General features: G+C 73.6%; 14 protein-coding genes. 8 read left to right on the forward strand and 6 right to left on the reverse strand.

Annotated elements, in window-relative coordinates:
• The first annotated feature begins 131 nt into the window (after positions 1-131).
• Positions 132-1,004, forward strand: coding sequence for an IS5 family transposase (locus LTT61_RS11515; protein WP_233018227.1), 873 nt, complete (start codon positions 132-134; stop codon positions 1,002-1,004).
• A 20-nt stretch (positions 1,005-1,024) separates the two neighbouring features.
• On the opposite strand, the gene LTT61_RS11520 is transcribed toward LTT61_RS11515, so the two are convergent.
• The gene (locus tag LTT61_RS11520; protein WP_233019926.1) at positions 1,025-2,200 is read right to left on the reverse strand and encodes a metallophosphoesterase; all 1,176 of its coding nucleotides are present in this window, start codon (positions 2,198-2,200) and stop codon (positions 1,025-1,027) included.
• Between the two features lie 105 nt (positions 2,201-2,305).
• On the opposite strand from LTT61_RS11520, the gene LTT61_RS11525 reads away from it, so the two are divergent.
• From LTT61_RS11525 to LTT61_RS11535, 3 genes are read left to right on the forward strand one after another with little or no spacing between them, the layout of a single operon-like run.
• Entirely contained in the window at positions 2,306-2,704 is a 399-nt protein-coding gene (locus tag LTT61_RS11525; RefSeq protein ID WP_233019927.1) for a TOBE domain-containing protein, read from the forward strand.
• Positions 2,701-3,498: a molybdate ABC transporter permease subunit gene (gene modB, locus LTT61_RS11530; protein WP_233019928.1), complete on the forward strand. Its 798-nt coding sequence runs from the start codon at positions 2,701-2,703 to the stop codon at positions 3,496-3,498. Before LTT61_RS11525 ends, modB begins: the two co-directional genes overlap by 4 nt.
• Entirely contained in the window at positions 3,495-4,628 is a 1,134-nt protein-coding gene (locus tag LTT61_RS11535; protein WP_233019929.1) for an ABC transporter ATP-binding protein, read from the forward strand. Before modB ends, LTT61_RS11535 begins: the two co-directional genes overlap by 4 nt.
• A 1-nt stretch (position 4,629) precedes the next feature.
• Here LTT61_RS11535 and LTT61_RS11540 read toward each other — a convergent pair whose 3' ends face one another.
• Positions 4,630-6,099 (reverse strand): bifunctional phosphatase PAP2/diacylglycerol kinase family protein, encoded by a 1,470-nt coding sequence (locus LTT61_RS11540; protein ID WP_233019930.1) that lies wholly within the window; start codon positions 6,097-6,099, stop codon positions 4,630-4,632.
• Positions 6,100-6,440: 341 nt separating this feature from the next.
• Between LTT61_RS11540 and LTT61_RS11545 the strand changes: the two genes are divergently transcribed.
• The gene (locus LTT61_RS11545) at positions 6,441-6,590 is read left to right on the forward strand and encodes a hypothetical protein (protein WP_233019931.1); all 150 of its coding nucleotides are present in this window, start codon (positions 6,441-6,443) and stop codon (positions 6,588-6,590) included.
• Here the strand turns inward: LTT61_RS11545 and LTT61_RS11550 are convergent.
• On the reverse strand, positions 6,587-12,469 hold the full coding sequence (locus tag LTT61_RS11550) for a non-ribosomal peptide synthetase (RefSeq protein ID WP_233019932.1): 5,883 nt from the start codon (positions 12,467-12,469) through the stop codon (positions 6,587-6,589). The genes LTT61_RS11545 and LTT61_RS11550 overlap by 4 nt on opposite strands.
• 106 nt (positions 12,470-12,575) lie before the next feature.
• Here LTT61_RS11550 and LTT61_RS11555 point away from each other — a divergent pair, with 106 nt between their 5' ends.
• Together LTT61_RS11555 and LTT61_RS11560 are read left to right on the forward strand one after the other, a co-directional pair.
• Positions 12,576-14,003 (forward strand): amidase, encoded by a 1,428-nt coding sequence (locus LTT61_RS11555; RefSeq protein ID WP_233019933.1) that lies wholly within the window; start codon positions 12,576-12,578, stop codon positions 14,001-14,003.
• Positions 14,004-14,179: 176 nt separating this feature from the next.
• Positions 14,180-15,367 carry a lipase family protein gene (locus tag LTT61_RS11560; RefSeq protein WP_420094770.1) on the forward strand — a complete coding sequence of 396 codons (1,188 nt, stop codon included), beginning with the start codon at positions 14,180-14,182 and terminating at the stop codon, positions 15,365-15,367.
• A 71-nt stretch (positions 15,368-15,438) separates the two neighbouring features.
• Here the strand turns inward: LTT61_RS11560 and LTT61_RS11565 are convergent, their stop codons facing one another.
• A complete protein-coding gene (locus LTT61_RS11565) occupies positions 15,439-16,446 on the reverse strand; it encodes a hemolysin family protein (RefSeq protein WP_233019934.1) in 1,008 nt (335 codons plus the stop codon).
• Positions 16,439-17,773, reverse strand: coding sequence for a hemolysin family protein (locus LTT61_RS11570; RefSeq protein WP_233019935.1), 1,335 nt, complete (start codon positions 17,771-17,773; stop codon positions 16,439-16,441). Before LTT61_RS11570 ends, LTT61_RS11565 begins: the two co-directional genes overlap by 8 nt.
• A 269-nt stretch (positions 17,774-18,042) precedes the next feature.
• Between LTT61_RS11570 and LTT61_RS11575 the strand changes: the two genes are divergently transcribed.
• Entirely contained in the window at positions 18,043-18,786 is a 744-nt protein-coding gene (locus LTT61_RS11575; RefSeq protein ID WP_233020966.1) for a VTT domain-containing protein, read from the forward strand.
• A gap of 25 nt (positions 18,787-18,811) precedes the next feature.
• On the opposite strand, the gene LTT61_RS11580 is transcribed toward LTT61_RS11575, so the two are convergent.
• Positions 18,812-20,062, reverse strand: a complete 1,251-nt coding sequence (locus LTT61_RS11580; RefSeq protein WP_233019936.1) for a PucR family transcriptional regulator — start codon at positions 20,060-20,062, stop codon at positions 18,812-18,814.
• Positions 20,063-20,154: the final 92 nt, after the last annotated feature.

Here is a 20,154-nt window from a genome sequence, read left to right on the forward strand (position 1 = left end):
AGTAGCGCGCGCAGGTCGCGTGAGGTGTCCTGGAATCTGTTGACCCGTCGCATGTCCCGGTGAGGTGACGAGGCGAGGTCTCCGGTAGTGGTGTTCAGCGACCAAGCAAAACATCACCCACCGGAGACCTCGTGGCCAGCGTAACGGCCGCGGGGCGAGCGGATCTCTCCGATGCCCAATGGGCTCGATTGGAACCGTTGCTGCCCCGCGCGAAGAAGGCGGGCCGCCCGCCGCAATGGAGCAGACGCCAGCTCATCGACGGAATCCGCTGGCGAACCCGCGTAGGCTCACCCTGGCGCGACGTCCCGCCGCAGTACGGGTCCTGGCAAGCGGTCTACGGGCTGTTCCGGCGGTGGCAGCACAACGGAGCGTGGGTGCTGATCTGGAAGATGCTGCAGGTCTATGCCGACGCCTCCGGTTCGATCCGCTGGCAGCTCAGCGTGGACTCCACGATCGTTCGCGCGCACCAGCACGCCGCCGGAGCCCGGTCGGGTCCTGCCGGTGAGCCCGGCGATCACGGGCTGGGCCGCTCACGGGGCGGGTGGACCACGAAACTACATCTGGCCTGCGAGCAAGGACTCAAACCGCTGGCGATCCTGCTCACCGCCGGCCAAGCCGGCGACAGCCCGCACCTGCCGCTGGTTCTCGACGCGATCGCGGTGCCACGCCGAGGACCGGGGCGGGCACGGCAGCGGCCGGATCGGGTGCTGGCCGACAAGGCCTACTCCTCCCGCGCCAACCGCACCTGGCTGCGTCGCCACGGCATCGCGGCCACGATCCCGAGCCCGGCTGACCAGCTCCGTCATCGCCGCAACCGCGGCAGGGCCGGTGGCCGGCCTCCGGCATGCGATCCGGTTGCCTACCGCGACCGCAACGCTGTCGAACGCGGCATCAACCAGCTCAAACAACACCGCGCCGTCGCGACCCGCTACGACAAACTCGCCGTCCGCTACCTCGCCAGCGTCCACATCGCTGCCATCAACCACTGGCTGCGCGACCAATGACAGCTACTTCGCAACACTGCCTAGGGGCGGGTGAGGGTGAGCACGGTGATGTCCGAGGGGGCGGCGGTGCGAACCGGCGGGCCCCACGCGCCCGCGCCGCGGGTGACGTAGAGCTGGGTGTCGCCGTAGCGCTCGAGGCCGAACAGGGTGGGGTTCGCCAGCCGGGCCAGCAGGTTGCCCGGAAAGACCTGGCCGCCGTGCGTGTGGCCGGAGATCTGCAGGTCGACGCCGTGCGCCCTGGCCTCCTCGATGAAGGCGGGCTGGTGCGCGAGGAGCACGACCGGGCGCGCGGGGTCGCGGCCGGCCATGGCCTTCTCCAGGTCGGGGCCGTTGCCCTCGTCCTCTCCGGCGAGGTCGTTCACCCCGGCCAGGTCGAAGCCGGGCAGCGCGACGCGCTCGTTGAGCAGCACCCGCATGCCGAGTTGCGGCAGGTAATCGACCCACTGCTGGGCGCCGGAGATGTACTCGTGGTTGCCGGTGACGAAGAAGACGCCGTGCGGGGCGCGCAGGTCGGCGAAGGGGGCGACGTCCGGGCGCAGGTCGTCGACGTCGCCGTCGACCAGGTCGCCGACCACGACGATGGCATCCGGGTTCGTGGCGTTCACCGTGTCCACCACGGTGCGGGTGAAGCCCGCGGCCAGCACCGGGCCGATGTGGGTGTCGCTGACCACCGCGAGCCGGAACCCGGCGGCCTCGGGCGGGAGCTTGGCCAGCGGGACGTCGACCTCGAGCACGCGCGGGCCGCGCAGCACGCCGTAGGTGCCGATGCCGACCGTCGCCACCGCGGCGACGGCCCCCGCCCCCGCCAGGGCCCGCGCGATCACCCTGCGGCGGGTGAGTTCGGTCGCGGCGGGCTCGGCGTCGTCCGGCTTACCGCGTCGGGCGGCGATGCGGAGCAGCAGCGGGCGCAGGACCTCGCCGACCAGGACCGCGAGCAGCAGATAGAGGAAGACGACGGCCCAGAGGTAGCCGGGCCAGGCGATGACGCGGACCACGCCGATCGGCAGCCCGGCGCGGGCGCCGACGAAGGTCGCGAGGGTGAGCAGCGGCGCGACCACGAAGAGCACCGTGCCGAGGCGGCGCGGCACCGAAGCGGTGTCGGTCGTGTCCCGCACCAGGCGGACCCAGAGATACCGGTGCAGGGCGGCGAGCAGCGCGAGCACCAGCAGCCCGACGACGACGAACACGATGGCCACCGGGCCGACCCACTTTCCGTTCCGGCCCGTGACCTGCGCACGGACGCCGCCCACCACAGTAGCGACCACTGCGCGGGACGCACCCGCGGCGGTATCATGCGATCCGTGTCGAATCTGCGGATCAGTGAGGCGGCCGAGCTGCTCGGCGTGAGCGACGACACCGTGCGCCGCTGGATCGAGCAGGGCAGGCTGACCGCGATCCAGCTGCCGAACGGCCGCAAGGGGGTCGAGGGCAGGGAGCTCGCCGAGTTCCTGCGCGCCACCGCCGAGGCGCCGGAGCCCGGCGTCACCGTCGCCGCCTCGGCCCGCAACCGGTTCCGCGGCATCGTCACCCGGATCGTCAGGGACACGGTGATGGCGCAGGTCGAGCTGCAGGCCGGGCCGTTCCGGGTGGTCTCGCTGCTGAGCGCGGAGTCGGTGGACGATCTCGGCCTCGAGGTCGGCAAGGTGGCGGTTGCCTCGGTGAAATCCACGCACGTCGTCGTGGAGGTGCCGGAGCGGTGAGCCGCCGGGTCCCCGCCCGGCGGCCGCTGCTGCTGCTGATCCCGGGCCTCGGCGGGGTGGTCTTCCTGCTCGTCCCGGTGGCCGGGCTGCTGGTGCGGGCGCCGTGGCGGGAGCTGCCCGCCCGGCTCGCGAGCCCCGAGGTGGCGACCGCGCTGCGGCTCTCGCTGGTCAGCGCGACGCTTGCCACCGGGATCTGCCTGGTGCTCGGGGTGCCGCTGGCCTGGCTGCTCGCCCGCGGCGAGCTGCCCGGCAGCGGGCTGCTGCGCGCGCTGGTGACGGTGCCGCTGGTGCTGCCGCCGGTGGTCGGCGGCGTCGCGCTGCTGCTGGTGCTCGGCAGGCGCGGGCTGATCGGGCGGTACCTGGACGAGTGGTTCGGCGTGAGCCTGCCCTTCACCACCGCCGCCGTCGTGCTCGCCGAGGCCTTCGTGGCGCTGCCGTTCCTGGTGATCGCGGTGGAGGGGGCGCTGCGCTCGGCCGACCCGAGGTACGAGGAGGCGGCGGCGACGCTCGGGGCATCGCGGTGGTACACGTTCCGCAGGGTGACGCTGCCCTCGGTGCTGCCCGGCGTGGTGGCGGGGGCGGTGCTCTGCTGGGCGCGCGCGCTCGGCGAGTTCGGCGCGACGATCACCTTCGCCGGCAACTTCCCCGGGACCACCACGACCATGCCGCTGGCGGTCTACCTGGCGCTGGAGACCGATCCGGCGGCCGCCATCGTGCTCAGCCTGGTGCTGCTCGCCGTCTCGGTGACGGTCCTGGTAGCGCTGCGCGAACGCTGGATCAGGGGGGCGCTGTGACGCTGCGTGCCCGGCTCGGGGTGACCCGCGAGCGGTTCGGGCTCGACATCGAGTTCGAGGTCGCGCCGGGCGAGGTGGTGGCGCTGCTCGGGCCGAACGGCGCGGGCAAGACGACGGCGCTACGCGCGCTGGCCGGGCTCACCCCGCTCGACTCCGGCGCGGTCCGGCTCGGGGCGCGGGAGTGGGACGTGCCGCCGAAGGTCTTCGTGCCGCCGGAGCGGCGCGCGGTCGGCGTCGTCTTCCAGGACTACCTGCTCTTCGCGCACCTCAGCGCGCTGGAGAACGTGGCCTTCGGGCCGCGGGCGCGGGGGGTGCGGCGGGCCGAGGCGCGGGCACGGGCCGCGGCCGGGCTGGCCGCGGTCGGGCTGGCCGAGCAGGCCGGGAGCCGGGTGCGGGCGCTCTCCGGCGGGCAGGCGCAGCGGGTGGCGCTGGCCAGGGCGCTGGCCACCGACCCCGAGGTGCTGCTCCTGGACGAGCCACTCGCCGCACTCGACGCGGGGACCAGGGTCCGGGTGCGCGCCGACCTGGCCGGGCACCTCGGCGCGTACCGGGGGCACACCGTGCTGGTCACGCACGACCCGCTGGACGCCATGATGCTCGCCGACCGGCTGGTCATCCTGGAGCACGGGCGGGTGGTGCAGGAGGGGCCGCCCGCCGAGGTAGCCCGCCGCCCCCGCTCCGATTACGTCGCCGAACTCGTCGGGCTGAACCTGTACCGCGGGGTCGCGGCGGGCACCGAGGTCGTGGTCGGCCCCGGTGACACCGCCCGGCTCGACGAACCCGGCGACCGCGCCGCGCCCGTGCGGGACCGCGCCCCGGCACAGCACCCCGACCCCGCGCAGGGCACCTTCACCCTGGCCGAAGCGGCCGATGGCGCGGTCTTCGTCTCCTTCGCGCCGAGCGCGGTCGCGCTGCACCCGGAGCGCCCGGCGGGCAGCGCGCGCAATACCTGGCCGGTGACGGTCGCGGCCGTCGAGCAGCACGCGCACAGCACGCGGGTGCGGCTGGACGGCGCGCCCCCGGTGCTCGCCGACGTCACCGCGGCGGCCGTCGCCGAGCTGCGCATCCGGCCGGGTGCCCGGCTCTGGGCGGCGGTCAAGGCGACGGAGATGCAGTGCTACCCGGCCTGACTCAGCTCAGCACCGGCCCGTCCTCGGCCGCCCGGAACAGCGGCAGTGCCGCCGAGTTGCTGCGGAAGACGAAATCTCGCGCGCGGCTGTCGACCTCACCGTCGGTGGCGAGCGAGACCGGCGGCCCGCTCACCCGCACCGCGATCCGCCGCACCTCGCGCCGCACGTAGGTCGGCGAGTGCTCCAGCGTCCCGGTCAGCGTCGACCACACCAGCCGGGTCCGCGAGAAGGGCACATCCGCGCGGAGATAGCGCACGTCGAGCGTGCCGCGGTACATCTCCGGCCTCGACATCGGCACCTGGTGTGCCGGGTGGTAGCGGCCGTTGCCGACGAAGAGCATCCACAGCGCGTTCGACTCGCCGTCGACCTCGGCGTGCACCGGCCGCGCGCGCAGCAGCACCCGGATCATGGCGAGCGCCGCTGCCGGCCACTTGCCGAGCCCGCGCTCCCACTGCTCGCGGATGCGGACGAAGTCCGGGTACCCGCCCAGGCTGGCGGTATTGACGAAATCGCGGTGCTCGCCGCCGTCCAGGTCGACCCGCGCGGTGTCGGCGAGCACCACCTCGCCCGCGTTCAGCGCGGCGACCGTGCGCGCGGGGTCCTCCACCCCGGCGTCCCTGGCGAAGTGGTTCAGCGTGCCGCCGGGAAAGACGGCGAGCGGAAGCCCGTGCCGTACCGCCACCCCGGCGACGTAGGAGACGGTCCCGTCGCCGCCGCTCACGCCGAGCGCGGTGACCCCGCCCGCCGCGATCCCGCGCTCCAGCTCGGCGACCAGGTCGCGCTCGGGGTCGACCTCGAGCACCGTCGCCTCCGGCACCAGCCCGACCAGCTCGTCCGCGAACTGCGCGCCCGCGCCGCTGCCGGAGTGCGGGTTGACCACGAGCAGCAGCCCGCGCCCGGCGGGCACCGGATCGACGTACTCGGCCGGGCCGAGCATGGCCGGCTCGTCGTCGCGCACCGCCCACCAGCGGTGCGTGGCCCAGGCCAGCCCGACGCCGAGCGCGGCGCCCGCCACCACGTCCGACGGCCAGTGCACCCCGATGTGGACCCGGGAGTAGGCCACCGCCACCGCCACCGGCGCCACCACCGCCGCCGCGGGCGGGCACTCCAGCGCGACCCCCGCGGTGAAGGCCGCCGCCGAGGCCGAGTGCCCGGACGGGAACGACGAGGAGACCGGCGGCTTGACCAGCCTGCGCACGAACGGCACCGACTCGTCCGGCGGCCTGCGCCGCGGGAAGAGCGGCTTCGCCACCCCGTTGGCGGTGCCGCTGGCCAGCGCGACGGCGAGCAGCCCGCGGGCGCCGGCCCTGCGCACCGGCCGGTTGCCCGCGAGCAGCATGAGCGTGCCGGCCACCAGCCAGAGCCGGTTCTGGTTCGCACTGGTCGAGAGGAGCCGCAGCGCGCGGTCGGCCCGGCTCGGCCGCACCTCGGCGCTGCGCTCGACCAGCCACTCGTCCAGACTGCTCGCCATGCCCATCGGCCGTGCGAGACGGCGGGCCCGGTGTAACCCCATGCCGCAGAGCCTAGCGACGAACCGGCGCGGGCGATCGGGCTCGGAAACCTTGCGGCAACATCGTGGACTTCATCCCGATGCACGTGCAATGGAACTTACTGGTGCACAAATGCTTTGGATAAGCGATAAAAGGGCCCTTGCGCAACGTGATCTTTACCCGATTGCCATGCCAACCACCCGAAAAGCGAATAATATTGCATCACTGCCAGTTTCGATTCGTGCGTGCGCCACTGTCTGGGCGCCTTTCGTGAGCTCTGCCCGGCACCGGCGCACCGGCGAGACTCCGGAGGAAAGCTGCCATGATCCGCCCCGGCCCCGCGCCGTTACCCGAGCACCAGCAGATACCCGACGGCGAGGAGCCCGCGACCGCGGTCGTCTGGCCGGACCCGAGCCCACTCACCTCCTGGTGGGCCGATGTGATGGCGCGGGAACCGGCCAACGAGAGCTAGCCGACGGTCGAGCTGGGCTGCGGCAGCAGCCCGGCCTCGCGGAATCGGAGCAGGCACCGGTCGATCACCGCGGCGTCCACCGCCGGGCAGGTGATGCCGGTGCCCGCCAGCGCGCGCCGGGTGGCGGTGTCGTCGAGCACCAGGTCACCGACCCCGGAGTTCAGGTCGGCGTAGTTGCCGACGAGCAGCGCCGCCCGCGCCAGATCGTCACCGGGCGCGCCGCCCGCGGCCAGCCGCGCCGCGAGCACCTGCTGCGCCTCGTCCGGCGGCACGGTGCGCAGCGGGTACCCGAGCCGCTCCAGGCCGTGCAGGATCTCCTGGACCGGAGTGGGCGCGGTGTTCACCAGGTGGTACCGCTCCCCCGCCGGGATACCGCCGGTGACCAGCGCCGCGAGTGCGCGCGCCACGTAGTCCACCGGTGCCAGCGAAACAGCGGCCTCCGGCGGCACCGCGGGTGCGATGCCGAGCAGCGCGGCGGCCCTGACCATGGTCCAGAGCGAGTCGTCGGCCGCGATCAGCCCGGTGCGGGCGGAGGCGCCGACCAGCCCGGGCCGGTACACCGCGACCGGGAGGCCGCGCTCCCCCGCGCGCCGGACCAGCTGCTCGGCCACCCACTTGCTCGCCACGTACCCGTGCCGGTTCACCTCGTCGGCGGCCAGCATGCTCCGCTCGGTGACCACTCCGCTGCGGTCCGCGCCGAGCACCGCGTCAAGGGTGCTCACCAGATGCACCGGCACCACCCGCGCGGTGCTCGCCAGCCGGAGCAGCTCGCGGGTGCCGCCGACGTTCGCGGTGCGCAGTTGCTCGTAGGTCGCCAGGTGGTTGACGAGCGCACCGTTGTGCACGATCGCGGAGAGCCGCGCGGCCAGCTCCGCGAAGACCGGCTCGTCCAGCCCCAGCCGGGGCCGGGCCAGGTCGCCGGGGAGCGCGGTGACCCGGGACGCCAGGTCGGCGGTGGCCAGCTCGTAGTGCTCGAGCGCCCGGCGCAGCCTGCGCAGCCCGTCCGCCGGGTCGGCGGCCCGGACCAGGCAGTAGATCGGGCGGTCGGTGTGGTCGAGCAGCTCGCGCAGCAGGTGGCTGCCGAGGAAGCCGGTGCCGCCGGTGAGCAGCAGCGGCCCGGCGGGATCCGCCGGTTCCACCCCGCCGACCTCGATGTCGTCGGCGAGCGCCGCGTCATCGGCGAGCCGGGCGGCGAAGGCGGCCGGGTCGTCGGCCTCGCTCGCCGCGGCCAGCGCCCGCACGGTGGCCCTGGCGAAGAGCGCGCGCGGCTCCACCCGCAGCCCGAGCCGGTCGGCCAGCGCGGTGCGCAGCGTGAAGACCAGCAGCGAGGTGCCGCCGAGCTCGAAGAAGTCGTCCTCGGGGCCGACCTCGCCCAGGTCGAGCACCTCGGCGAAGACCGCGGCGATGGCCTGCTCGCGCGCGGTCATCGGGGCGATCTCGCGGGCCGCGCGGGCGGCGTGCGCGGCCTGCGCGGCCGCCGGGTCGGCGACTGCCTCGCCGCCCGCCGCGGCCAGCACGCCGACCGGGGCGGCCGGGTCGACGAGGGCGGCGGCCAGCACCGCGCGGTACCCCGCGGCGAACCCCTCCACGCTGTCCCGGTCGAAGACCGCGGTGTCGAACCGGAAGACCGCGCGCGGCGGGTTCTCCCTGACGGTGAGGGTGAGGTCGAACTGCGCCGTCGGCTGCGGCACCTCGAGCACCTCGACCCGCAGCCCGGCCAGGGTGAGCGGCGGCGGGGCGGGCAGGTTCTCGTAGGAGAAGACGGTGCGCAGCAGCGGGTGCCCGCCGTCCAGCCGGGGTGCCCGCACCGCCTGCACGATCCGGTCGAAGGGCACGTCGGCCTGCTCGAAGGCGTCCAGCGCGGTGCCGCGGACGGCGGTGACCAGCTCGCCGAAGGTGGCCTCCGGATCGATTCCGGTGCGCAGCGGGACGGTGTTGACGAACATGCCGACCAGGGCGTCCAGCGCCGGGTGGCCGCGGCCGGCCACCGGCGTGCCGATCACCAGGTCGTCCTTGCCGGAGAGCCGGTACAGCAGCACCGCGTAGGCGGCGAAGGCGATCATGAACGGGGTGCCGTCGGCGATGCCGCCCGCGGGGACGTCGAGCGGGATCTCCACCGTGTCGCCCTCGCCCGCGCGCTCCTCGGCCACCCGGGTCGGCAGCGGCAGGCTGTCCGGGACGTCGGTCAGCACCGTGCGCCAGTAGTCGAGCTGCTTCGCCGCGCGGGAGTCCGGGTCGGCCGGGTCGCCGAGCCGCGCCAGCTGCCAGAGCGTGTAGTCGGCGTACTGCAGCGGCAGCGCGGGCAGCTCGGCCTCGCCACCGGCGTGCGCCGCGGCGTAGGCGGCGGTCAGGTCGGCGACCAGCGGGCCGAGCGACCAGCCGTCGGCCGCGATGTGGTGCGCGACCAGCGCGAGCACGTGCTGGTCGGGGCCGAGCCGGAACAGCCGCAGCCGGACCGGCGGGTCCACCGCGACGTCGAACGGCTCCGACGCCAGCGCGTGCAGCTCGTCGCTCAGCTCCCCGGCCGGGGGGCGGGGTTCGAGGTCGAGCCCGGCCAGCACGGCGGAGACCGGCAGCACCTGCTGCCTCGCGCCCGAGCCGGACTCGGGGTAGACCGTGCGCAGCACCTCGTGTTTGTCCAGCACCGCGCGCACCGCCGCGTGCAGCGCGGGCGGCGCCAGCGGGCCGTCCAGCCGGACCGCGACCGGGAGGTGGTAGGCCGCCGAGTCCGGGAGCAGCTGGTTCAGCAGCCAGAGCCGGAGCTGGGCCGGGGCGGGCGGGATCACCTCGGGGCGCTCGCCCGGCACCGGCTCCGGACCGCCGGGATCGGTGCCGAGCAGCGGAGCGAGCCCGGCCACGGTCGGGGTGTCGAAGACCGCGCGGACCGGCACCCGCAGCCGGGCGGCGACCCGGGTGGCGGTGAGCGAGGTGCCGCCGAGCGCGAAGAAGTCGTCGTCCGCGCCGATCCGGCCCTCGGTCTCGAAGACCTCGGCGAAGACCTCGGCCACCCGCTGCTCGGCCGGGCCCGCGGGCGCGCGGAACTCGGTGCGGCCGAAGGTCGGGGCGGGCAGCCTCCCGGTGTCGAGCTTGCCGTTGGCGGTGAGCGGCAGGGTGTTCAGGATCTCGTAGGCGGCCGGGCGCAGGTAGGCGGGGAGCGCGCGGCCCAGCTCGGCGCGCACCGCGGCGAGCTCGATCCGCTCGCCGTCGGCGGGGACGAGGTAGGCGACCAGGTGGGTGCCGGTGCGCGGGTCGGTGTGCGCGGTGACGGCGGCGCGGGCGATACTCGGCAGCGCGGTGAGCGCGGTCTCCACCTCGCCCGGCTCGATCCGGTGCCCGCGCACCTTGATCTGGAAGTCGCCGCGGCCGCGGTAGTCGAGCGCGTACTCACCGTCGATATCGGTGACGGTGACCAGGTCGCCGGTGCGGTAGAGCCTGCCGCCGGACGGGCCGTACGGGTCGGCGACGAAGCGCCCCGCGGTGAGCGCGGGGCGGCCGTGGTAGCCGCGGGCCAGCGCCGGGCCGCCGATGTACAGCTCGCCGAGCACGCCGGGCGGCACCGGGCGCAGCGCGGCGTCGAGGACGAGGGCGTGGAAGCCGCGCAGCGGGGCGCCGATCGTCACCGGGCGGCCCGCGACCAGCTCGCCGATGGTGGCGATGTCGGTCGCCTCGGTGGGGCCGTAGCCGTTGCGCATGGCGCGGCCGGGGGCCCAGGCGTTCACCAGATCGGCGCGGATGGCCTCGCCGCCGACGCCGAGCACCGTCAGCTCGGGCAGCTCGGCGGGGTCGAGGGTGGCCAGCACGGCCGGGGTGATGATCGCGTTGCTGACCCGCTCGCGGCGCAGCAGTGCGGCCAGGTCCGGGCCTGCCACGGTGAAGCGGGAGGCGACAACCAGGGTGGCGCCGCCCGCCAGCGCGCACAGCTGTTCGCCGACGGCCATGTCGAAGCCGGGCGAGGCGTGGTGCAGGGTGATCGCGCCCGGGCGCAGGGCGTAGCGGTCGTGCCGCTCCGCGGCCAGGTTGGCCAGGCCGCCGTGCGTGACCACGACGCCCTTGGGGCGGCCGGTCGAGCCCGACGTGTAGATGAGGTAGGCAGGGTGCTCGGCATGGAGCGGCGCGGTGCGCTCGGCATCGGTGATCGGGGCCGGCTCCGCGGCATCGGCGAGTGCGTCGTCGATCAGGATGCGCGGCATCTCCGCGGGCAACCGGTCCGCGTACTCCGCGGTGGTGAGCGCGAGCGCGGCCCGGCTGTCCTCCAGGACGTAGGCGATCCGCTCCTCCGGGTACCCCGGATCCACCGGGACGAAGGCGCCACCGGCCTTGCTGACCGCCCACACCGCCGCCACCGACTCCGCCGAGCGCTCGAGCAGCGTCACCACCCTGGTCTCCGGCCCGACCCCGGCCGCGATCAGCTCGCGGGCCAGCCGATCGGTCCGCGCGTCGAACTCCTGGTAGCTCCAGCGCCGCTCCTCGTGCACCACGGCGGTGTGCTCCGGCGCCCGCCGCACCGCCGCCGCGATGATCTCGGCGAGCGGCCGCGCCCGCACCGGCGCCGGCCCGCGCCACGGCACCAGCGCGCGCCGCTCGGCCGGGTCGAGCGGGTCGAAGGCGCCGAGCGTCGCGGCGGGGTCGTCGGTGAGGTGCGCGAGCAGCCGCAGGAAGCGGGCATGGTGCGCGGCGAGCTCCGGCTCGGTGTAGCGGTTCGGGTTGCCCTCGAACTCCACCCGCAGCCCGGCCGCCGAGCCGGGGTAGATGTTCAGCGTGAGATCGGGCACCGGCCCGGTGGTGAGCAGGTGCAGCGTCCCGCTGGCAGGGCCGAGCTGCACGGTGGAGTGGAAGTTCATGATGTTGACCGCGGGCCCGAAACCGGCGCCCGCACCGCCGCGATCCCGCTCGATGTCCTCACCGCGGTACCGCTGATGCCGCAGCGCCCCGCCGACCTCGGTGCGGGTCGCCGCCACCAGGTCGGCGACGGCCGCCGCGTCCGGCACCGCGATGCGCAGCGGCACCACATTGCTGACCAGCCCGGCCGCCCGGCGCAGCACCGCGTCGGTGCGCCCGGTCACCGGCAGGCTCAGCGAGACCTCCGGCGTGCCGCTGCTCCGGCCCAGATATCCGGCGAAGGCGCCGATCAGCACCGCCGCCGACCCCGCGGCACCACCCGCCGACTCCAGCGCCGCGACCCGCGCCGGATCCAGGTCGGCGCCGACGATCACCGACCAGGGCGCGAGCTCACCGGGCCGATTCGACAAACTGACCGGATCGGGCAAACCCCTGGCGTGTTCGATCCAATATTCCCGGTCCGTGCGGAACCGCGAGGACTCCCGGTACGTCCGGTCCGCGTCGAGCAGCGCCTGCGGCGAGCCCGGCTCGGGCTCCGGCAGCGTCTCCCCCGCCACCAGCCGACCGTAGAGCTCGGCGTGCCTGCGCGCGACGGTCATCGCGCCGAAGCCGTCCAGCACCAGGTGGTGCACCCGGGTGTAGACCAGGTGCCGCTGCGGGCCGAGCCGCAGGATGGACGACCAGGACGCCTCGTCGGCCGTGATGTCGATCGGGCGGCGCTGGTCGGCGCGCATCCAGGCGAGCGCGGCGGCGAACGGGTCGGCGGCGGCGCCGAAGTCGTGGAAGTCGACCTCGTCGTACTGGTCGTAGTCGAGCCGCTGCCAGGGCGTGCCGTCGGCATCGCGGCCGAAGCGCAGGTAGGAGCCGAATTCACGGGCCGTGTGCCGGGCCGCGAGCGCGTACGCCGCGCGGTCGAGCCGGCCGTGCACATCCACGTACTGGGTGATCGTGAGGGGGACGTCGCCGAGCAGCTGCTGGGCGAACCACACCTCGCGCTGCGCCGATGTCAGCGGCAACGTCGCTTGCGGGCGGGTACTCATGCTTTCCTCGATCTGTCGAACAACGAGGGAAGGGTAGCCTTTCCTGACCCGGCGTGGGAAACCCGATTCTCACCCCCGGCGCTCGTCGTCTTCTAGATTCGGTCGGGTGACCACCGACGCGCGCACCCCCGCCACCGCCCGGATCCACGCCTTCACCGACGACGCGCTCGGCGACCACGACGCCCTCGCGCTCGCCGAGCTGGTGCGCCGCGGCGAGCGATCGCCGGGCGAACTGGCCGCGGCCGCGGCGCGCCGGGCGGAGGCGGTCGCGGAGCTGGCGGCGGTGGCCTACGGGAGCTTCGCCGATCCGGTGTTCCCGGTGCGGGCGGACGGCGTCTTCGCCGGAGTCCCCACCTTCGTGAAGGACAATTCCGACATCGCGGGCATGCCGAGCAACCACGGGACGGCGGCCATCACCGCCGCCCCCGCGCGCGGCACCGACGCCTACGTCCGCGAGTTCCTGAGCACCGGCGCCGTGGTGCTCGGCAAGAGCGCGCTCCCCGAGTTCGGTTTCAATGCCAGCACCGAGCCGGAGTACGGCAGGCCGACCCGCAACCCGTGGAACCCCGACCGCTCCGCAGGCGGCTCCTCCGGCGGCGCCGCCGCGCTGGTGGCGGCGGGCGTGGTCCCCGTCGCGCACGGCAACGACGGCGGCGGCTCGATCCGGATCCCGGCGGCGAGCACCGGGCTGGTCGGGCTCAAGCCGAGCCGGGGCAGGCATGCCGACTCCCGGCTGGCCCGGCTGCTTCCGCTGAACATCGTGAGCGAGGGAATCCTCACCAGGACCGTGCGGGACACCGCCGCCTTCACCGCCGCCATCGAGCGGCGGCACCCGAACCGCGCGCTGCCGCCGATCGGCTCGGTCGAGGGCCCGCCGGAGCGGCCGCTGCGGGTCGGGGTGCTGCTGGAGTCGGCGGCCGGGCCGGTCGCCGACCCGGCCGTGCGGGAGTCGGTGCGCCGGGTCGCCGAGCTGCTGAGCGCGCAAGGCCACCACGTCGAGGACATCGCGCTGCCCTTCGTCAAGGCCATCGAGACGGCGTTCCTGCACTACTGGGCGATGCTCGCGGCGGTGGTGTCGGATACCGGGAAAGTGGCCGACCGGCACTTCGACCGATCCAAGCTGGACGGGCTGACCCTGGGGCTGCGCCGTAAGTTCTACCGCGAGGTGTGGCGCACCCCCGGCGCACTGCGCGCCCTGTCCCGCGCCTACCGCACCTACGAGGCCGAGCTGGGCGGCTACGACGCGGTGCTGGTGCCGACGCTCGGGCACACCACCCCGCCGCTCGGGCACCTCGCCCCCACCGTCCCGTTCGACGAGCTGCTCGACCGGCTGAAGGTCTACGTCGGTTTCACCCCGCTGAACAACATCACCGGCACCCCGGCGATCTCGGTTCCGGCCGGGCTGGCGCCCGCGGGCGTCCCGCTCGGCGTGCAGTTCGTCGGGGTGCGCGGCGCCGAGCGGGTGCTGCTGCAGCTGGCCTACCTGGTCGAGGCCGAGCTGCCCTTCCCGAGGATCACCGCACCCGGCATCTGAGGGCGGACGACCGCACTCGACCAGCGCCGAAGGGATATCCGGTGTGAGACACACAGAACACGAACGACCGTGTTTGTGAACCTTCCCGCCATCGTTTCCGCGAGTGGAAGATCATTCTCGAAGTTCGATACTGTGCGCCCGTTCACCGTGCTTCATCCGCAGATCGAAGGAAGTCCGTGCCCAGAGTTCGAACCAGAGTTCTGATCGTCCTGCTGAGCCTGTTCTCGGCTGGTTCGATCGTGGCGCCCGCGCAGGCGCAGCCGCTGTTCCCGACCCCGGATCCCGATCCGTTCTTCACCTCGCCCGCGAACCTGGCCGACTACGCCCCCGGCGACGTGGTGCGCACCAGGAAGGTCGACTCCGGCATGTACGTCGGGACCGACATCCACCAGGTGGCGTTCCGCTCCAGCAACTCCTCGGACGAGCCGATCCTCGGCATGACGACGGTGCTGCTCCCGATCGGCGTGAAGAACCCGCCGCTCGTCTCCTACCAGGCGCTGATCAACTCCCTCGGCACCCAGTGCAACCCCTCCCGCTCGCTGTTCAACGGTGAACTGCAGGACGCCCCCGGCGCCATGCTGCCGATCGGCAAGGGCTGGGCGATCAGCATGCCGGACTACCTCGGCCCGCACGTCGCCTACGGCGCCGCGCAGCTCGGCGGCCGGATGACGCTGGACAGCGTGCGCGCCGCCAAGCAGGCCACCGAGCTGGGGCTCGGCAATTCCAAGGTCGCGCTGGCCGGGTACTCCGGCGGCGGCATGGCCACCGCGTGGGCCGCCGCCATGCAGCCCACCTACGCCCCCGACCTGGAGCTGACCGCGGTCGCCGCGGGCGGTGTCCCCGCCGACCTGGAGCAGATGGCGCTCTCGCTCGGCTTCGAGCCGCACATCGGCTTCGGCCTCGCCTTCGCCGCCGCCATGGGGCTGGAGCGCGAGTACCCGAACCGGCTGCCGATCAGCGACCAGCTGAACCCGAACGGCCTGTGGTTCCGCGAGTTCACGCACGACGCCTGCCGCCGCTTCCTGCTCTTCCACGGCGCGTACCGCAGCGCCGACCAGATGGCCGCCAGCAAGGCGCTGATGGACTCGCCGGAGGCGCGCGCGGTGCTGCACGAGAACAGCCTGGTCGACTACCCGGGCACCCCGACCGCGCCGATCATGCTCTGGCAGGGCCGGTACGACCAGCTCACCGCCTTCGAGCCGCTGGAGCGGACGGCGAACCGCTGGTGCGCCGCAGGCACCCCGCTCAAGTTCGCGCCGTACGACATCGCCGAGCACATGACCACCGCGGTGGCAGGCTTCGGCGAGGCGTGGAGCTACGTGGAGTCCCGCTTCAACGGTGAGGCGGCGCCGGTCACCTGCTGACGCACGGAAGAACACGAGGAACGGCAGCGGGCCGGGTTCGATTCGAACCCGGCCCGCTGCCCTTCGTACGCTCAGGCCGCCCGGGTCGGCATGAGCGCGCGCAGGATGTCGGTCAGCGTGATCACGCCGAGCAGCCGCTCGTCCCGGTAGACCAGGGCGAGGTGGTTGCGCGAGTCCTGCAGCGTCTGCAGCACCTGATAGGCGGGGGTCTGCGCGGTGAGCACCGGCACCGGCCGCATCAGGTCGCGGGCGCGGGCGCCCGCCGGCGCACAGAGCGTGTCCCTGGCGTGCACGACGCCGATGATCGCGCCGTCCTCGGTCACCAGCAGCCGCAGGTGCCCGGCGGCGCGGGCCCGGTCCCGGATCCGCGCCGGATCGGCGTCCGCGGGCACCGAGCTCGGCTCGGCACCGGCGTCGACCATCTCGCCGACGGTCCGGTCCTCCAGCTCCAGCGCGGCGGCCAGCCTGCGGTGGTCGTGCTGGTCGAGCGCGCCGACCGTCGCCGAGTGCTCGACCAGGTGCCGCAGCGTCTCCGGGTCCTGCCGCGCCGCGACCTCGTCCACCGGCCGCACCCCGACCACCCGCAGGCAGCGGTTCGCCAGCCGGTTCAGCGCCACGATCAGCGGCCGGGTGAACCACATGAAGCCGCGCATCGGAATCGCCAGCAGGATCGCCGACCGCTCCGGGTGCGCGATGGCCCACGACTTCGGCGCCATCTCGCCGATCACCAGGTGCAGGAAGGTGACGACGAACAGCGCCAGCACGAACCCGCCCGCGTCGGCGAGCCCGGACGGCGCGCCGATCGACTCCAGCCCCGGCGTGATCCAGTGGTGCACCGCCGGCTTGGTGATGGCGCCGAGCGCGAGCGTGCAGACCGTGATGCCGAGCTGCGAGCCCGCAAGCAGCACCGACAGCTCGGTGGCGCTGCGCAGCGCGGCGCGAGCCGCCCTGCTGGTGGCCGCGGCGTCCTCCAGCCGGTTGCGCCGCGCGGCGATCAGCGCGAACTCCACCGCGACGAAGAAGGCGCTCGACGCGATCAGCACCGTCGTGACCACCGCGATAACCAGCGGGTCATTCACGGTCGGTCACCACCCGCACGAACAGCGCGGACGGCACGTGCTTGCCGATCGCGATCACCTCGGCCCGGAGCAGCGCGCGCCCGGGATCCGGGTGCAGCGGGTCGTGCTCGGCGGGCAGCGGAACCTCGACGGTCTCGCCGACCTCGGGCAGCCCGCCGTGCGCGGTGATGAGCAGCCCGGCCAGCGTCTCGTAGTCGCCCGCGGGCAGCGGCCGCTCCAGCACCCGCTCGGCCTCGTCCAGGTGGATGTCGCCGGGCAGCTGCCAGCCGCCGTCCACCCGGCGCACGGTGGCCGGGTCGATCGCGGGGTCGTGCTCGTCGGACAGCTCGCCGACCAGCTCCTCGGCCATGTCCTCGACCGTGACGAGCCCGGCGAAGCCGCCGTACTCGTCCACCACCAGCGCCATCTGCTCGCCCGCGTCGGCGAGCCGGTCGAGCACCTCGGTGAGCTGCAGCGTCTCCGGGACCACGACGGCGGGCCGCGCGGCCTCCCCCGCGGTGCCGGCGACGGTGTCGGCCAGCAGGTCGGGCAGGTGCACGATGCCGATCAGGTCGTCACTGGTCTGCCCGATCACCGGGTACCTGGTGTGGCCGCGGCCCATCAGCGCGCGCACGGCGAGAACCGGGTCGTCGGCGTTCACCGTGTCCACCCGCGGCCTCGGCACCATGGCGTGCTCGGCGGTGCGGGTCGGGAAGTCGAGCATCCGGTCCAGCAGCACCGAGAGCCGCTTCGGCAGCTCGCCCGCATCCCGCGATTCGGCGACGATGTGCGCCAGGTCGCGGGTGGTGGCCGAGTGCTCGACATCGTGCACCGGCTCGATCCGGAGCAGCCGGAGCAGCAGGGTGGAGGCGGCGTCGAAGAGCGTGATGAGCCAGCCGAAGAGCCGCAGGTACCAGGTGGTGGAGAGCGCGAGCGCGCGGGCCACCGGCTCCGGCTTCGCGATGGCCAGGTTCTTCGGGAAGAGCTCGCCGAAGACCATCTGCACGACGGTGGAGAAGGCCACCGCGGCGACCGCGCCGACGCCGACCGCGAGCGCGGCCCCGCCGAACAGATCGCCGATGCCGCGGCCGATCAGGGGCTCCGCGACGTAGCCGACCAGCAGGCCGGTGACGGTGATGCCGAGCTGGGCGCCGGAGAGCATGAAGGAGGTGCGGCGGGTGACGGTGAGCGCGCGCTCCGCGCTCGCGTCCCCGCCTGCCGCCCGCGCCGTCAGCCGGGAGCGATCCACGGCCATGTAGGCGAACTCCTGGGCGACGAAGTAGCCGGTCAGTGCGGTGATGGCCAGCACGACCACGATGCCGAGCGCGATGGTCGCGACGGTCAGCATCGGAGTGCTCCGGGTTCAGGCCCGGTTCGGGGCGGTTCGGGTTTTCGACGGCGCGTACGGCGCTTCATGACCTGCTTTCGCTGGAGAAATCGCTGGAGTATCGCCCTGCGGCAACAGCATCAGAATAGGGCAATTCGCCCAGTCACTCCGGTGCCCGACGCCGTTCGGGATGTTCCCCGGCATGCCCACAGCACCCCCGGGGCAAACAAGGAGTCCGATCGGGGCGGATCGATCGTCCCGGTATTCGGTACGGTGGCCTCGTGCTTTCGATCCCCGAAACCGTTCTGGCCTCCGATGTGACGAATCTGGCGCTGCTGCCCGGCTTCCTCGACCCGGTGAACCTGCTCAACTCGTTCGGCACCTGGATGCTGATCGGGCTGCTGGTCGTGGTCTTCATCGAGTCCGGCCTGCTCTTCCCGCTGCTGCCCGGCGACTCGCTGCTCTTCACCGCGGGGCTGATCGTCGCGGGCAAGTCCGCCGACATCGAGCCGTTCGCGCCGCTCTGGCTGCTGCTGATCCTGATCCCGGTGGCCGCCGTCCTCGGCGACCAGGTCGGCTACTCGATCGGCCGCGGCGGCGGCGTGAAGCTCTTCAAGAGCGACGACGCCAAGATCTTCAAGAAGAAGTACATCGTCGAGGCGACGCTGTTCTTCGAGAAGCACGGCCCGATCACCATCGTGCTCGCCCGCTTCGTCCCCATCGTGCGCACCTTCGCGCCGCTGGTGGCGGGCGCCGCGAAGATGAACTACCCGGTCTTCCTGACCTACAACGTGGTCGGCGGCGTGCTCTGGGGCTCCGGGGTGACGATGCTCGGCTACCTGCTCGGGCAGATCGAGGTCATCCGCGACAACGTCGACCTGATCTTCCTGCTGATCGTCTTCCTCTCGGTGCTGCCGATCCTCTGGGAGATGGTCAAGCGCTTCCGCGGCCGCGGCAGGGACGAGGAGCCCGCGGGCGTAGACCCGGAGGCGACGGCGGTGCTGCCGATCGAGACCGGGCAGCAGCGCCCCTGAGCGCAGCGCCCCCGAGCGCTCGGGTTCAGCGGGTGCGGGCCGGTTCGCCGCCCGCCCCCGTCCGGTAACTCCGCGCCACCAGCGCCGACCGCAGGTACCAGAGGCCCTTCACCTGTCCCGGATCGAAGCCGGTGAGCTGGCCGATGCGTTTGAAGCGGTGGTCGATGGTGTTGGCGTGCACGTCGAGCACCCGCGCGGTGCGCTGCCGGTTCAGGTTGTTGCTGATGTGCACGCGCAGCGTCTCCAGCAGCTCGGGGCTGTCGTCCAGCGGGTCGAGCACGGCGCCGAGGCTGGCCCGCGCCGGGCCGGGGCGGGTGAGCTGGTACTCCAGCGCCAGATCCTCGAAGCGGTAGAGCCCGCCGACCAGGTCGAGGCGCGCCACGATGTCGAGCAGCTCGTGCGCCCGGTCCGCCGAGGCCGGGATGTCGTCGGTGTCGCTGTGCACCAGCGTGGCCCGGATCGGCACCTGGGCCGCGGCCGAGAGCCGCTCGACGAACTCGTCGGCGCGCTCCGGGTCGAAGTGCTCCTCGGGGATGAGCACGGTGCCGCCGTCCACGCTGAGCAGCGCCAGCGCGTGGTCGCCGCAGCGGCGGGCCAGCTCGGCCTGCACCCGGCGCAGCTTGCGCCGCGCGACGACGGCGCCGTCCAGCGCCGGGTCCGACTCGTCCCGGTGCGGCGGGACGGCGAGCGCCAGCACGTGGTACGACTCCGCCACCGCGATCCCGCACTCGCGCGCCATGGTCGAGGAGCTGTGCCCGCCGAGCAGCGCGGAGGTGAGCGTGTGCACCGCCGTGTGGTGCTCGTTCACCACGCTGCGCAGCTCCCGCACGTAGGCCAGCGCCACGGTGGAGGTGATGCTGTCCACGATCTCCAGGAAGCGGCGCGCGATGTCCACCATGGACTGGTAGTCGCGGACGGTGGCATTGGCGCTGATCCGGTCGAAGGCCATCTTGAGCCCCTCGTGCACCGCGTGGTGGATGGTGTCGATCGGGATGCCCTCGCGCGCCCACTCGGCGGCGGCGGTGCGCAGCCGCTCGGACTTCTCCGGCGAGGCGTCACCGTCCAGCATCCGCGCGGCGAGTTCGAGGCACACCCTGGTCACCGCGGTGACGTCGCCGCTGATCGCCTCACCGGGCAGCGTGCCGCAGGTCGCGACGGTGCTGACGAAGTGCCTGACCACCTGCCGCGACATGGTGCGGACATCGCCGAGGTGGGTGGAGGCGAGGCGACCCGAGACCACCAGATCGCGCTCCGCCACAGGCTGTTCGATGGTCATACCGTCCTCCCCGGCGGGAATCACGCGCGCCCGCGAAGACCCTTCATGCTGCCGTGACCGGCCCCGGCGGCCAAGATCGATTCCGCACCGGA

Source organism: Nocardia asteroides, from assembly GCF_021183625.1.
In the GTDB taxonomy this organism is placed as follows: Bacteria; Actinomycetota; Actinomycetes; order Mycobacteriales; family Mycobacteriaceae; genus Nocardia; species Nocardia asteroides_A.